General features: G+C 65.6%; 6 protein-coding genes. 5 read left to right on the top strand and 1 reads right to left on the bottom strand.

Going from position 1 to position 15,684, the window contains the following annotated elements; all coding sequences use genetic code 11:
- Nucleotides 1–108 precede the first annotated feature (108 nt).
- Together rpoB and rpoC are read left to right on the top strand one after the other, a co-directional pair.
- Nucleotides 109–4,221 (top strand): DNA-directed RNA polymerase subunit beta, encoded by a 4,113-nt coding sequence (rpoB, locus tag ODI_RS00655; RefSeq protein WP_067758338.1) that lies wholly within the window; start codon nt 109–111, stop codon nt 4,219–4,221.
- Complete coding sequence (rpoC, locus tag ODI_RS00650; protein WP_067758335.1) at nt 4,221–8,477, top strand: DNA-directed RNA polymerase subunit beta'; 4,257 nt, start codon at nt 4,221–4,223, stop codon at nt 8,475–8,477. Before rpoB ends, rpoC begins: the two co-directional genes overlap by 1 nt.
- Before the next feature lie 129 nt (nt 8,478–8,606).
- On the opposite strand, the gene ODI_RS00645 is transcribed toward rpoC, so the two are convergent.
- Nucleotides 8,607–11,003, bottom strand: coding sequence for a membrane-bound PQQ-dependent dehydrogenase, glucose/quinate/shikimate family (locus ODI_RS00645; protein ID WP_067758334.1), 2,397 nt, complete (start codon nt 11,001–11,003; stop codon nt 8,607–8,609).
- 300 nt (nt 11,004–11,303) lie between these two features.
- Here ODI_RS00645 and ODI_RS00640 point away from each other — a divergent pair, with 300 nt between their 5' ends.
- The 3 genes from ODI_RS00640 (at nt 11,304) to ODI_RS00630 (ending at nt 15,513) form a co-directional block, all read left to right on the top strand.
- The gene (locus tag ODI_RS00640) at nt 11,304–11,852 is read left to right on the top strand and encodes a sigma-70 family RNA polymerase sigma factor (RefSeq protein WP_067758331.1); all 549 of its coding nucleotides are present in this window, start codon (nt 11,304–11,306) and stop codon (nt 11,850–11,852) included.
- A 5-nt stretch (nt 11,853–11,857) separates the two neighbouring features.
- Nucleotides 11,858–12,865: a FecR domain-containing protein gene (locus ODI_RS00635; RefSeq protein ID WP_231968163.1), complete on the top strand. Its 1,008-nt coding sequence runs from the start codon at nt 11,858–11,860 to the stop codon at nt 12,863–12,865.
- Between the two features lie 329 nt (nt 12,866–13,194).
- Nucleotides 13,195–15,513 (top strand): TonB-dependent siderophore receptor, encoded by a 2,319-nt coding sequence (locus ODI_RS00630; RefSeq protein WP_157929692.1) that lies wholly within the window; start codon nt 13,195–13,197, stop codon nt 15,511–15,513.
- Nucleotides 15,514–15,684: the final 171 nt, after the last annotated feature.

The raw sequence follows: 15,684 nt of genomic DNA, 5'->3' as shown, positions 1-15,684 counted from the left end.
TCCAGGAAACCCCTCTTGACGGATGGGTTTCAGGCGCGAGAAGCGTTTCCTGGAGTCGTACCCCAGGGCCGTGGTTGACGGCCCATGTAACCTCGAGTCGGAGTGCTCATGCCTTACTCGTTCACCGAAAAAAAGCGCATCCGCAAAAGCTTTGCCAAGCGTGAAGACGTCCAGAACGTCCCGTTTCTGCTGGCAACCCAACTGCAATCCTACCTAACTTTCCTGCAGGCGGATGCGTCGCCTTCGGCACGCAAGGACGAAGGCCTACAGGCCGCGTTCTCTTCCATTTTCCCGATCGTCAGCCATAACCAGATGGCCCGTCTCGAGTTCGTCAGCTTCGTGCTGGGCGAACCGGTATTCGACGTGAAGGAATGCCAACAGCGCGGCCTGACCTATGCGTCGCCGCTGCGCGCCAAAGTGCGTCTGGTCCTGCTCGACCGCGAGGTCAGCAAGCCCACGGTGAAGGAAGTCAAAGAGCAGGAAGTGTACATGGGCGAAATTCCGCTCATGACCGGCACCGGCTCGTTCGTCATCAATGGCACCGAGCGTGTCATCGTCTCGCAGCTGCACCGTTCGCCTGGCGTGTTCTTCGAACACGACCGCGGCAAGACCCACAGCTCGGGCAAGCTGCTGTTCTCGGCCCGCGTGATTCCCTACCGCGGTTCGTGGCTGGACTTCGAGTTCGACCCGAAGGACATCCTGTTCTTCCGCGTCGACCGTCGCCGCAAGATGCCCGTGACGATCCTGCTGAAGTCCATCGGCATGACCAACGAAGCCATCCTGGCGCACTTCTTCGAGTTCGACAGCTTCGAGCTGAAGGCCGAAGGCGCGATGATGGAATTCGTGTCCGACCGCTGGAAGGGCGAAGTGGCCCGTTTCGACGTGACCGGCCGTGACGGCAAGGTCATCGTCGAGAAGGACAAGCGCGTCAACGCCAAGCACCTGCGCGAAATGTCGGCCGCCGAGATCTCGCGCATCTCCGTGCCCGAAGACTTCCTGGTCGGCCGCGTGCTGGCCAAGAACATCGTCGACGCCGACACCGGTGAAGTCGTGGCCAACGCCAACGACGAAATCACCGAGACCCTGCTCGCCACGCTGCGCGAAGCCGGCGTGCGTGAAATCCAGACGCTGTATACGAACGACCTGGATCGCGGTCCCTACATCTCGCAAACCCTGCGCACCGACGAAACCGTCGACCAGATGGCTGCCCGCGTGGCCATCTACCGCATGATGCGCCCCGGCGAGCCGCCCACCGAGGAAGCCGTCGAAGCGCTGTTCCAGCGCCTCTTCTACAGCGAAGACGCATACGACCTGTCGCGCGTCGGCCGCATGAAGGTCAACAGCCGCCTGGGTCGCGGCGACGACATCACCGGTCCGCTGACGCTGACCAACGAAGACATCGTCGAGACCATCAAGGTGCTGGTCGAGCTGCGTAACGGCCGTGGCCAGATCGATGACATCGATCACCTGGGCAACCGTCGCGTCCGCTGTGTGGGCGAACTGGCCGAGAACCAGTTCCGCGCCGGCCTCGTGCGTGTCGAACGCGCCGTCAAGGAGCGTCTGAGCCAGGCCGAGACCGAGAACCTGATGCCGCACGACCTGATCAACTCCAAGCCGATTTCCGCGGCCATCAAGGAGTTCTTCGGTTCGAGCCAGCTGTCGCAGTTCATGGACCAGACCAACCCGCTATCGGAAATCACGCACAAGCGCCGCGTCTCGGCCCTGGGCCCGGGCGGTCTGACGCGCGAGCGCGCCGGCTTCGAAGTCCGAGACGTGCACCCGACCCACTACGGCCGCGTCTGCCCGATCGAAACGCCGGAAGGCCCGAACATCGGCCTGATCAACTCGATGGCGCTGTATGCGCGCCTGAACGAGTATGGCTTCCTGGAAACCCCGTACCGCAAGATCATCGACGGCCGCGTCAGCGACCAGATCGAATATCTGTCGGCCATCGAGGAAAGCCGCTACGTGATCGCCCAGGCGAACGCGACGCTGGACGAAGAAGGCCGTTTCGCCGACGACCTCGTGGCTTGCCGCGAAGCGGGCGAAACGATGCTGACCTCGGGCGCGAACGTGCACTACATGGACGTGGCGCCGTCGCAGATCGTGTCCGTGGCTGCCTCGCTGATCCCGTTCCTCGAGCACGACGACGCGAACCGCGCGCTGATGGGCTCGAACATGCAACGCCAGGCCGTGCCTTGCCTGCGTCCGGAAAAGCCCGTCGTGGGCACCGGCATCGAGCGCACCGTCGCGGTCGACTCGGGCACCACCGTGCAGGCGCTGCGTGGCGGCGTGGTTGACCACGTCGACGCCGAGCGCGTCGTGATCCGCGTCAACGACGAGGAAAACGTCGCCGGCGAAGTGGGCGTGGACATCTACAACCTGATCAAGTACACGCGTTCCAACCAGAACACGAACATCAACCAGCGCCCCATCGTGCAACGCGGCGACCGCGTCGCCAAGGGTGACGTGCTGGCTGACGGCGCCTCGACCGACCTGGGCGAGCTCGCGCTGGGCCAGAACATGCTGATCGCGTTCATGCCCTGGAACGGCTACAACTTCGAAGACTCGATCCTGATCTCCGAAAACGTCGTGGCCGAAGACCGCTACACCTCGATCCACATCGAGGAACTGACGGTCGTCGCGCGTGACACGAAGCTCGGACCGGAAGAAATCACCCGCGACATCAGCAACCTGCCGGAAACCCAGCTCAACCGCCTGGATGAGTCGGGCATCGTGCACATCGGCGCCGAAGTGCGCGCCGACGACGTGCTGGTCGGCAAGGTCACGCCCAAGGGCGAGACCCAGCTGACGCCGGAAGAGAAGCTGCTGCGCGCGATCTTCGGCGAGAAGGCGTCGGACGTGAAGGACACCTCGCTGCGCGTGCCCTCGGGCATGGTCGGCACGGTCATCGACGTCCAGGTCTTCACGCGTGAAGGCATCGTGCGCGACAAGCGCGCCCAGTCGATCATCGACGACGAACTGCGCCGCTATCGCCAGGACCTGAACGACCAGCTGCGCATCGTCGAGAACGACACCTTCGACCGTATCGAGAAGACGCTGGTCGGCAAGGCCGTCAACGGCGGTCCGCGCAAGCTGGCCAAGGGCGCCACGATCACCAAGGAATACCTGGTGGATCTGGACCGCTGGCAGTGGTTCGACATCCGCCTGGCCGACGAAGCCCACGCCGTGGTGCTGGAGCAGGCCAAGGAGTCGCTCGAGCAGAAGCGCCACCAGTTCGACCTGGCCTTCGAAGAGAAGCGCAAGAAGCTGACGCAAGGCGACGAGCTGCCCCCGGGCGTGCTGAAGATGATCAAGGTCTACCTGGCCGTGAAGCGTCGTCTGCAGCCTGGCGACAAGATGGCCGGCCGTCACGGCAACAAGGGTGTGGTGTCGCGCATCGTGCCGGTGGAAGACATGCCGCACATGGCCGACGGTACCCCCGCCGACATCGTGCTGAACCCGCTGGGCGTGCCTTCGCGGATGAACGTCGGCCAGGTGCTGGAGGTCCACCTGGGCTGGGCCGCCAAGGGCGTGGGCTACCGCATCGCCGACCTGCTGCGCGACGAGCAGAAGGTCGAGGTGAAGAAGATCCGCACCTACCTGGACAAGGTCTACAACTCGACCGGCACCGGTGCCCGCATCGAAGAACTCTCGGACACCGAAGTTCTGGAAATGGCGAGCAACCTGAAGCGCGGCGTGCCCTTCGCGACCCCCGTGTTCGACGGCGCGACCGAAGAGGAAATCGGCAAGATGCTGGAGCTGGCCTACCCCGATGAGGTGGCCGAGCGTCTGCAACTGACCGACACGCGCGCCCAGGCCTGGCTGTTCGACGGCCGTACCGGCGAGAAATTCGAGCGTCCGGTCACCGTGGGCTACATGCACATGCTGAAGCTGCACCACTTGGTCGACGACAAGATGCACGCGCGCTCCACCGGCCCGTACTCGCTCGTCACCCAGCAGCCGCTGGGCGGCAAGGCGCAGTTCGGCGGTCAGCGTTTCGGGGAAATGGAAGTGTGGGCCCTCGAAGCCTACGGCGCCTCGTACACGCTGCAAGAGATGCTCACGGTCAAGTCCGACGACATCAACGGCCGCACCAAGGTTTACGAAAATATCGTCAAGGGCGACCACACGATCGACGCCGGCATGCCCGAGTCGTTCAACGTGCTGGTCAAGGAAATCCGTTCCCTCGCCCTCGACATGGATCTGGAGCGTAACTAATGAAAGCGCTACTCGACCTCTTCAAGCAAGTTACCCAGGACGACCAGTTCGACGCCATCAAGGTCGGCCTGGCCTCGCCCGAGAAAATCCGTTCGTGGTCGTATGGCGAGGTGCGCAAGCCCGAAACCATCAACTACCGCACCTTCAAGCCCGAGCGTGACGGCCTGTTCTGCGCCAAGATCTTTGGCCCGATCAAGGACTACGAGTGCTTGTGCGGCAAGTACAAGCGCCTGAAGCACCGCGGCGTCATCTGCGAGAAGTGCGGCGTCGAAGTGACCGTCGCCAAGGTTCGCCGCGAACGCATGGGCCACATCGAGCTGGCCAGCCCCGTCGCGCACATCTGGTTCCTGAAGAGCCTGCCGTCGCGCCTGGGCATGGTGCTGGACATGACGCTGCGCGACATCGAGCGCGTCCTGTACTTCGAAGCATGGTGCGTGATCGAACCGGGCATGACGCCGCTCAAGCGCGGCCAGATCATGTCCGACGACGACTACCTGGCGAAGACCGAGGAATACGGCGATGACTTCCGTGCCCTGATGGGCGCCGAAGCCGTGCGCGAACTGCTGCGCACGATCGACATCGACCGTGAAGTGGAAACGCTGCGTGGCGAACTGAAGGCCACCTCGTCGGACGCCAAGATCAAGAAGATCTCGAAGCGCCTGAAGGTGCTGGAAGGCTTCCAGAAGTCGGGCATCAAGCCCGACTGGATGGTCATGGACGTGCTGCCCGTGCTGCCGCCGGACCTGCGTCCGCTGGTGCCGCTGGACGGCGGCCGCTTCGCGACCTCCGACCTGAACGACCTGTACCGCCGCGTCATCAACCGCAACAACCGCCTGAAGCGCCTGCTCGAGCTGAAGGCCCCCGAGATCATCCTGCGCAACGAAAAGCGCATGCTGCAGGAATCGGTGGACTCGCTGCTGGACAACGGCCGTCGCGGCAAGGCCATGACGGGCGCCAACAAGCGCCAGCTGAAGTCGCTGGCCGACATGATCAAGGGCAAGAGCGGTCGTTTCCGCCAGAACCTGCTGGGCAAGCGCGTCGACTACTCGGGCCGTTCGGTCATCGTGGTGGGTCCGCAGCTCAAGCTGCACCAGTGCGGCCTGCCCAAGCTGATGGCCCTGGAACTGTTCAAGCCGTTCATCTTCAATCGTCTGGAGATGATGGGCCTGGCCACGACCATCAAGGCTGCCAAGAAGCTGGTGGAAAGCCAGGAACCGGTGGTGTGGGACATCCTGGAAGACGTGATCCGCGAACATCCGGTCATGCTCAACCGCGCGCCCACGCTGCACCGCCTGGGCATCCAGGCGTTCGAGCCCGTGCTGATCGAAGGCAAGGCCATCCAGCTGCACCCGCTGGTCTGCGCGGCGTTCAACGCCGACTTCGACGGCGACCAGATGGCCGTCCACGTGCCGCTGTCGCTGGAAGCGCAGATGGAAGCCCGCACGCTGATGCTGGCCTCCAACAACGTGCTGTTCCCGGCCAACGGCGAACCGTCGATCGTGCCGTCGCAGGACATCGTGCTGGGCCTGTACTACGCCACCCGTGAGCGTGTGAACGGCAAGGGCGAAGGCATGTTCATGACGGACGTGTCGGAAGTGCTGCGCGCCTACGACAACCGCGAAGTCGAACTGCAGACCCGCATCACCGTGCGCCTGAAGGAATACGTGCGCGACGAGCAGGGCGAATGGCAGCCGGTCATCAACCGTGTGGAAACCACGGTCGGCCGCGCCATCCTGTCGGAAATCCTGCCGCGCGGCCTGCCGTTCTCGGTGCTGAACAAGGCGCTGAAGAAGAAGGAAATCTCGCGCCTCATCAACCAGTCGTTCCGCCGTTGCGGCCTGCGCGACACGGTGATCTTCGCCGACAAGCTGATGCAGTCGGGCTTCCGCCTGGCCACGCGCGGCGGCATCTCGATCGCGATGAGCGACATGCTGATCCCGACGGGCAAGGAAGACATCCTGGCCGAAGCCGGCCGCGAAGTGAAGGAAATCGACAAACAGTACTCGTCGGGCCTGGTCACCTCGCAAGAGCGCTACAACAACGTCGTGGACATCTGGGGCAAGGCTGGCGATCGCGTCGGCAAGGCCATGATGGAGCAGCTGGCCACCGAGCCGGTCGTGAACCGCCACGGCGAGAACGTCCGCCAGGAATCGTTCAACTCGATCTACATGATGGCCGACTCGGGCGCCCGCGGTTCGGCCGCCCAGATCCGCCAGCTGGCCGGCATGCGCGGCCTGATGGCCAAGCCTGACGGCTCGATCATTGAAACGCCCATCACGGCGAACTTCCGTGAAGGCCTGAACGTGCTGCAGTACTTCATCTCGACCCACGGTGCGCGTAAGGGTCTGGCTGATACGGCACTGAAGACCGCGAACTCGGGCTACCTGACGCGTCGTCTGGTGGACGTGACGCAGGACCTGGTCATCACCGAAAGCGATTGCGGCACCACCCGCGGCTACGTCATGAAGGCGCTGGTCGAAGGCGGTGAAGTCATCGAAGCGCTGCGCGACCGCATCCTGGGTCGTGTGTCGGCCAACGACATCGTCAACCCGGACACGCAGGAAACGGTGTTCGCGGCTGGCGCGCTGATGGACGAAGACGCGGTCGACGTGATCGACCGCCTGGGCATCGACGAAGTGAAGGTCCGCACGCCGCTGACCTGCGAGACGCGTCGTGGCCTGTGCGCCCACTGCTATGGCCGTGACCTGGGTCGCGGCTACATGGTCAACGTCGGCGAAGCCGTCGGTGTCATCGCCGCCCAGTCGATCGGTGAACCCGGCACGCAGCTGACGATGCGTACGTTCCACATCGGCGGCGCCGCGTCGCGCGCCGCCATGGCCAGCGCCGTGGAAACGAAGTCCAACGGTACCGTTGCCTTCGCCAGCACGATGCGCTACGTCACCAACGCCAAGGGCGAACGCATCGCCATCTCGCGTTCGGGCGAAATCGTCATCAGCGACGACAACGGCCGCGAGCGCGAGCGCCACAAGGTGCCCTACGGCGCCACGGTGCTGGTCGGCGACGGCGAAACCGTCAAGGCCGGCGCCCGCCTGGCCACGTGGGACCCGCTGACCCGTCCGATCGTGTCGGAGTACGCCGGTTCGGTGCGCTTCGAGAACATCGAGGAAGGCGCGACCGTTGCCAAGCAGGTGGACGAAGTCACGGGCCTGTCGACGCTGGTCGTCATCACGCCCAAGACGCGCGGCGGCAAGATCGCCATGCGTCCGCAGATCAAGCTGCTGAACGAGGCTGGCGAGGAAGTGAAGATCGCCGGCACCGATCACTCGGTGAACATCTCGTTCCCGGTGGGCGCGCTGATTACCGTGCGCGACCTGCAGCAGGTCACCGTGGGTGAAGTGCTGGCGCGTATTCCGCAGGAATCGCAGAAGACCCGCGACATCACCGGCGGTCTGCCGCGCGTGGCCGAGCTGTTCGAAGCCCGTTCGCCGAAGGATGCCGGCATGCTGGCCGAAGTCACCGGCACGGTCTCGTTCGGCAAGGACACCAAGGGCAAGCAGCGTCTGGTCATCACCGACCTGGACGGCGTGAACCACGAGTTCCTGATCCCGAAGGAAAAGCAGGTGCTGGTGCACGACGGCCAAGTCGTGAACAAGGGCGAAATGATCGTGGACGGCCCGGCCGATCCCCACGACATCCTGCGCCTGCAAGGCATCGAGAAGCTGGCGACCTACATCGTCGACGAAGTGCAGGACGTCTACCGTCTGCAGGGCGTGAAGATCAACGACAAGCACATCGAAGTGATCGTGCGTCAGATGCTGCGCCGTGTGAACATCGTCGACGCTGGCGATACCGGCTTCATTCCTGGCGAACAGGTCGAGCGTTCGGAACTGCTCAACGAGAACGATCGCGTGGATGCCGAACAGAAGATCGGCGCCACCTACGACAACGTCCTGTTGGGTATCACGAAGGCCTCGCTGTCGACGGACTCGTTCATCTCGGCGGCCTCGTTCCAGGAAACGACCCGCGTGCTGACCGAAGCCGCCATCATGGGCAAGCGCGACGACCTGCGTGGCCTGAAGGAAAACGTCATCGTCGGCCGTCTGATCCCGGCAGGTACCGGTATGTCCTACCACGGTGCCCGCAAGGACAAGGAAGCGCTGGAAGTCGCCGAACGCGAAGCCGCCCGCGCCCAAGCCAACCCCTTCGAGGACACGCCGGTGGCCGTGGGTGGCGAGGACGACGCGGCCGAACCGGATGCACCGGTGTCGAACGAAGGCGGCAGCGACGCCGAGTAAGCGTCACTGTCCTTTCACCAGGCCAGCCTTCACGGTGGCCTGGCATGAACCCCGCAAGATCGCCCTTGGGCAGCTTGCGGGGTTTTTTCTTTCCGGCGCCTGCGCGCAGGCAAGCGCGGCGCGGCCTGCTCAGTCTCCCAGCGTGTAGGCCATGACGTAATCGCCTGGCGTGGTGCCGATCGCGCCGTGCCCGCCAGCGGCAATGACGACATACTGCTTGCCGTCCTCGCCGCGATAGGTCATCGGGGTGGCCTGTCCACCCGCTGGCAGGCGGGTCTTCCAGATTTCCTCTCCCGTCCGGACATCGTAGGCGCGCAGGTAGTTGTCCAGCGTCGCGCCGGCGAAATACACGCCGCCGGCCGTCACCAGCGATCCCCCGTGGCTGATGATGCCCATCGGGAAGGGGATGGGAAAGCGGAAGGGCAGGAAGGTCGTGGCCTGGTCGCGCACCGTCCCGTTACGTTGGACCCACGCTGTTTCGCCAGTGCGCAGATCCACGCCCACACGCGTGCCCCAGGGCGGGGCCTGGCAGGGAAGGCCCAAGCCGGAACGGAAGTTCTGGATGCTGATCGCGTACTTGCCCCCGAAGTTCTCGTTGAAGATCGGCGTGCCGTCCTTGCTGATCATCCGGGTATCGGGGGACTGCTGGTAGTCCGGGCGCTCGACCTGGTGGTACAGGTAGGCCAGGCGGACAGGCATGGCGATGAGCAACTGATTCACGGGGTCCACCGTCACGCTGCCCCAGTTGAAGACGCCGATGTTGCCGGGATAGACCAGCGAACCGTCGGAGGTGGGCGGCGTCCAGGGGTTGCCGTCATAGCGGTACTGCTTGTAGGTGATGCGGCACAGCAGCTGGTCGATGGGCGTCGTGCCCCACATATCCTGCTCGCGCAGCGGCGGCGGGGTGAAATTCAATGCCGACACGGGTTGCACGGGTGAGACGCGCTCGTTGGGTGTCGTGGTGTCGGTCCGCACCTTCACCTCATGCACCGGGACAATGGGCTTGCCCGTCTCGCGGTTCAGCACGAACAGGTTGCCGCCCTTGGTCGGCAACACCAGCGCGGGCACGCTTTCGCCCTTGACGTCCAGGTCGAGCAAAGACGGTTGCGAGGGATTGTCGCGGTCCCAGAGGTCGTGATAGCTCGTCTGGAAGGACCAGCGCAGTGCGCCAGTCCCCAGGTCCAGGGCGACGAGCGCATCGGTAAAGCGATCATCCTCGGGGCTGCGGTTGACGCCGATCTGGTCCGGCGACTTGTTCCCCAGCGGCACGTAGACAAGGCCCCGGGCTTCATCGGCCGCGAAGATCGTCCAGCTCAGCGGCGAGTTCGCCTCGTAGGTCTGGCCGTCGGCCAGCGGCTGCGTGTCATCGGGCTTGCCCGCGTCGAACTTCCAGACGATCTTGCCTGAACGCACGTCGTAGGCTCGGATGACGCCAGAGGGGTTCTGCGCATAGCCGTTGTCCGTGATCGACCCGCCGACGATGGCCAGCTCGCGCGTGACGGTCGGTGGCGAGGTCTGCATGTAGACCGACCGCGCGTGCAGGTTCGGCATGCCGGTGCGCAGATCCACGAAGCCCTTGTCACCGAAATCGGCGCAAGGCTTGCCGGTGTCCGCATCAAGCGCGAAGAGGCGCGCGTCGGTGGTGGTGGCCAGGATGCGGCGTGTGCATTCTCCCGCGGGCGCCTGCGCGGGCGTGGGCTGTCCGGCCTGCGCATCATGGTAGGAGACGCCGCGGCAGGTCTGGTGTTGCACCTGCAGGTCGGGCGCCACGACCGGATCGAACCGCCAGCGCTCCTTGCCGGTGGCCGGGTCCAGCGCCACGATGCGATTGTGCGGCGTGCACAGATAGAGCATGCCGTTGACCTTGAGCGGGGTGGCTTCGAACGTGAATTCCTTGGCATCGTCGGGCCCGCGCAAATCGCCCGTACGGTACTGCCAGGCCAGCTTCAGCTTGCCGACATTGGCGGCATCGATATCCTTGAGCGCCGAATAGCGTTGCCCCAGGTTGTTGCCGCCGTAGGCCACCCAGTCATCCGCCGGGGCGGGCGGGCCGCCGTCGGCAGGCGCCGGGCTCGCGGAGGCGGCCACCGGCAACTGGCCGGCGGAAGGGAAGGGGTCGTGGAAGGAGAGGGCGACCGTGGAGAGCGCCAGGAGCGCGACCGTCGTCGACAATGCGCCCCGGCTGCCGCGCCAGGCGGGATTGGGGGCGCCGGCGCCGAGGTGTCGGCTGACCCAGGGCAGGGCAATCCAGAGGCCCAGGGCGGCAAGCAGCGCCCCGCGGGGAATGAGCTGCCACTTGTCCAGCCCCACCTCGTAGAGTGACCACGCGACGGTGACCCAGAGGAGTCCCGCATAGATGGCCACCCCGAGACGGCGCCGCAGCGCCAGCAGGATGCCGGAAGCCAGCAGGCCCAGGCCCATGAGGATGTAGAAACTGCTGCCTCCCAGCCCGGCCAGCTTCACGCCGAGCAGGAGGATGACGAGGCCCAGCAGGGCGGTCAGGCCGCCGGTGACGATCGCGATCATTGCAAGCACTCCCGATATCTACGTCGTACGGGGCCAGGCGGGTGCGCACTGCCCCAGGCAGGAATCGGAACACGAATGCCCTTTCATCTTCCTGACCCATGCGCGGCGCGTGATGCGAACCCGACAGGTCCGGGCGGGGTTCCTCATGCTGTTTATACCGCTACGGCACGACAGGACAAAGCCCGTCTGGCCGCGCACGCAACGGTTGCCTTGCATCGGGCCAGCCCCATACAATGAGAACGGTTTTCATTCATATGGCCGCGTCGCAGCTGTCCCAGAACGCGTAGAAGGAGAGGCGCCGTGCCGGCCGCCAACAGCCCCGCGTCACCCATCCACACCCTGTATTCCGATCACCACGGCTGGTTGCGTGGCTGGCTGTCGCGCCGCCTGGGCAATGCGGCCGACGCCGCGGATATCGCGCACGACGTGTTCCTGCGCCTGATCGTGAAGCCGGCGCCGCGTGGCTTTCACAGCCCGGGCGAGGCGCGCGCATACCTGCGCGTGGTGGCGCAACACCTGTGCATCAACCAATGGCATCGCCGTGAGATCGAGCGGGCGTGGCTGCAGGCGCTTGCCGAGCGGCCCGAGGAATATGCGCCGTCTGCCGAGCGGCAGGCCATGGTGCTGGAAGCCCTGCAGGAAATCGGCGCCATGCTGCTCGAACTCCCTTCCAGGGCCGCCCAGGCCTTCCTGTTGGCGGAAGGCTGCCAGATGACGCATGCGGAGATCGCGGCCGAACTGGGCGTATCCACCCGGATGGTGCGCAAATACATTGCACAGGCCATGTTGGGCTGCCTGACCTTGCGCGCCAGGCAGACGGCCCAGGCCCTGATGGACGGGCGGGACTGAGGCGCATGACGATGTCCGCCGTGCGCGCTCAAACCGATGGCGCCGGGCCCAGCCATCGCGTGCTGGCACAGGCCGCGGAGTGGTATGCCTTGCTGCAGTCTGGCGATGCCACCGATGCCGACCGCTTGCGCTGGCGTGCCTGGCTGGACGAGGCCGCCGAGCATGCGCAGGCCTGGCGGCACGTCGAGGACATCAGCCAGGCGTTCCATGGCCTGCAGGCCGCGCCGGACCCGCGCGGCGCGGCGCAAGGCTTGTGGGAAGTGGACGCGCGCACACGCCAACGCCGCCGGGCGCTGGGTGGCCTGGCGGCCGTTGCGGCGAGTTGTGCGCTGGGCTGGACGGCCTGGCAGGACGGCCGGCCGCGCCGCCTGCTGCTGGCCAACTGGGCCGACCATCGCACGGGCATCGGCGAAACGCGCGAGATCCTGCTGAGCGATGGCACGCGCGTGTGGCTGAATACCGGCAGCGCGTTCAACCAGGTCTATGACGCAAGGCAGCGCCTGCTGCAGCTGGTGGCGGGGGAAATGCTGATCGAGACCGCGCCCGAGGCGCGCAGGCCCTTCGTGGCCGAGACGCCGCACGGCAGCATGCAGGCATTGGGCACGCGCTACACGGTCTGGCTGGATGGGGACGAAACGCTGCTGGCCGTGTACGAAGGCGCGGTGCGCGTGCGCAATCGGGCGGGTGACAGCGTGCAGATCGAGGCGGGCCGGCAACTGCGCTATGGCGCCCACAGCCTGGGCGAGACCCTGCCCGCGGACGCGGCGCGCGAAGCCTGGCGACGCCAGGTGCTGATCGCGCAGGATATCTCGCTGGCAGAGGTGGTGGCGCAGCTGGGCCGATACCGCCGCGGCCATCTTGGGGTGGCGCCCGAGGTGGCGGACTTGCGCGTGTTCGGCAGTTTCCCGCTGCAGGACACGGACGAGGTGCTGGATATGCTCGCCAAGGCCTTGCCCTTGCGGATCCAGCGCACGTTGCCGTGGTGGGTGACGATCGAGCCGGCCGGATCTTGACCGGGGCAGGGGATCGGCGGTTCCGCTTTTTCCGGGCTCGGCTGTTCATGAGGTAGGCGCCTTCACCCCATGCCGCGGCCAGGTTCGGCCCGCGCACGGACGGGAAGCGCTCCCCCATACAACCCAGAACCAGGGAAGCCGCAGCCATGCCCCGCAGTGCCTATCCTCGCCAGCCCGCGACACGACGTCCCTCGCAAAAAGCCAAGTATGTGCTCACACTCGCGCGGCATCCCGGCAGTACCCGTTTTTTTCAGGCATCGGTCGTGCTGGGTATCATGCTTGCCGGGGGGCCTGCCCCGTCCGCCGCGCAGAATCCGGCGCCTTCCGCCATGCCGCAGGCCTTGGCGGATACCCGCGTCTACGACATTCCGGCCGGCCCGCTGAGCGCCGTGTTGACCCGTTACGCCTCTGAGGCGGGGGTCTTCCTGGTGGGTGCCAGCGAACTGGCTGCCGGCAAGCAGAGCCCTGGCGTTCGAGGCCGTCATAGCGTGTCGGGCGGGCTGTCGGCCATCCTGGCGGGCACGGGCCTGCGGGCCGAATCCAGCTCGCCGGGCCGCTACGTCCTGCGGGAGGCCGGCGCGGTGTCCGAGCTGGCGCCGGTCACGGTCACCGGCACGGCCTTCCAGGAAAGCGCGACGGGGCCGGTGCAAGGTTTCGTCGCCACGCGCAGCGCCGTCGGCACCAAGACCGATACGCCTATTCTGGAGACCCCCCAGTCTGTGTCCGTGGTCGGGCGCGACGCCCTGGAGACCCAGGGCACGCTGAACGTCGCCAATGGCCTGCGCTATACCGCGGGCATGGGCGCTGCAGCCTATTCGAATGGTGACGGTAACGCCTATGACACCTTCACCATGCGCGGCTTCGTTGTGAGCAACGGCGGGTTGCTGCTCGACGGCATGCGGCTGCACTACAACGTGCTGGATGCGCCAGTGGAGGTCTATGGCCTGGAGCGGGTGGAGGTGCTGCGCGGGCCCGCGTCCATGCTCTATGGCCAATCGGGCCCCAGCGGGGTCGTCAACCTGGTGTCCAAACGGCCGAGCACTGAAGCCCGCCACGAGATCGAAGTCACGGGCGGCACGAACGACCGGCGCCAGGTCGCCACGGATCACACCGGCGCGCTGAACGACACGGGCACGTTGAGCTATCGGTTGACGGGGCTGTTGCGCGAAAGCGGCACCTTCGTGGACAACGGCCGCGACGACCGCAGTTTCCTCGCGCCGTCCCTGACCTGGCAGCCCTCGGCCGCCACCAGCCTGACGGTGTTGGCGAGCTACCAGAAGAGCAAGGGCACCTACTACATGGGCCTGCCTTACAGCGGCACGGTACGGCCCAATCCGCTCGGCGAGCCGTCCCGCGATACGAACCTGGGTGACCCGCGCCATGATTACTGGAACTCCACCAGCAAGAGCATCGGCTACGTACTGGATCATGCCTTCAACGAGTCGGTGAAACTGCGCCAATCCGTCCGCTATGGCGAGTCTGCGCTGCGTTATGGCTATCTGTTCCACGCTGCCGGGGGCGGCGACCTGCCGGGCAACCGCGTGGTGGCGCGCCAGTCCGTGCGCCGGCTCGACGACACGAGCCAGTTGGGCGCGGACACGAACCTCAGCACCCGCTGGCAAGGCCTCGGCGGCGAGCACACGACCTTGCTGGGTTTCGATTACGGCCGCAGTCACTCCGATACCTTCAACTATCGTGGGAGTGCGCCTGCGACAGACCTCTTCTCACCGGTATCCGGCGTGCCTGGCGTGCCGTCCGTCATGGCCTTGCGCAACAGCGACAAGGTGCGTTTCGAGCAGTTGGGGGTATATGCCCAGCAGCAAAGCAAGTTCCTGGACCGTTGGGTGGTCACGCTGAGCGGCAGGCAGGACTGGGCGGAGAACCGTGCGCTGAGCCGCGTGAGTGGACTGCGCCAGAAACAGCGCGACAACGCCTTCACGGGCCGCGTGGGCCTGACGTATCTGGCCCCTCGCGGCATTGCGCCTTACGTCAGCTATGCCACCTCGTTCGAGCCCGTGGGCGGCGTGACGTATGACGGAACTCCCTTCAGGCCCACCAAGGGCGAGCAGGTCGAGGCTGGCATCAAGTGGCAGCCCCCGGGCAGTGAAACGCTGGTTACGCTGGCCGCCTATCACCTGACCCAGCAGAACCTGCCCACCTTGCACCCCGACCAGGTGGCCTTCCCCAACGGCCGGGTCCAGACCGGCGAGGTCACCTCCAAGGGCGTCGAACTGGAGGCCGCCACCCACCTCACGCGCAGTCTGCGCCTGCGCGGTGCGCTCACGTTCAACCACAGCGAGATCACCGAGAGCAACGTGCCGGGCGAGGTGGGGCGGCGCCAGCCCGACACGCCGGCGCGAATGGCTTCACTGTGGGTGGACTACCGCCTGCCCGACGCCTGGGTACCGGGACTGCTTGCAGGCGGTGGCGTGCGCTATGTGGCCGGCACCCACGACGGCCCAAATCTGGTCAAGACCGATGGCTATACGGTGTACGACGCGATGCTGGGATACCAGGTGCAAAACTGGAAGTTCACGCTGAACCTGATGAACGTCTTCGACAAGCGCTACCTGAGTTCCTGCTATGCCTTCGCGTGCTACTACGGCCAGCCGCGCACGGCGATGCTGACCGCCAACTACGCCTGGTAGGCGCATCCGGCAGGGAAGGACCAGGCCCCGTCCGGCGTTTCCGGGCGGGGCGTCTCGTTCCATGCGAAGACTCCGTCCCTGAAATAAGTGGCATACCTCCTAAATGCGCCGGAAAAGTGCGGGCTTTCCCTTTTCTTGTGCACGTGCCGCAAGGCGGAGCATGTGGCAGGG

Origin of the sequence: Orrella dioscoreae, from assembly GCF_900089455.2 — a bacterium.
Taxonomy (GTDB): domain Bacteria; phylum Pseudomonadota; class Gammaproteobacteria; order Burkholderiales; family Burkholderiaceae_B; genus Orrella; species Orrella dioscoreae.
Note: the sequence above shows the minus strand (reverse complement) of the source record. Positions and strands in the feature narration are given on the sequence as shown.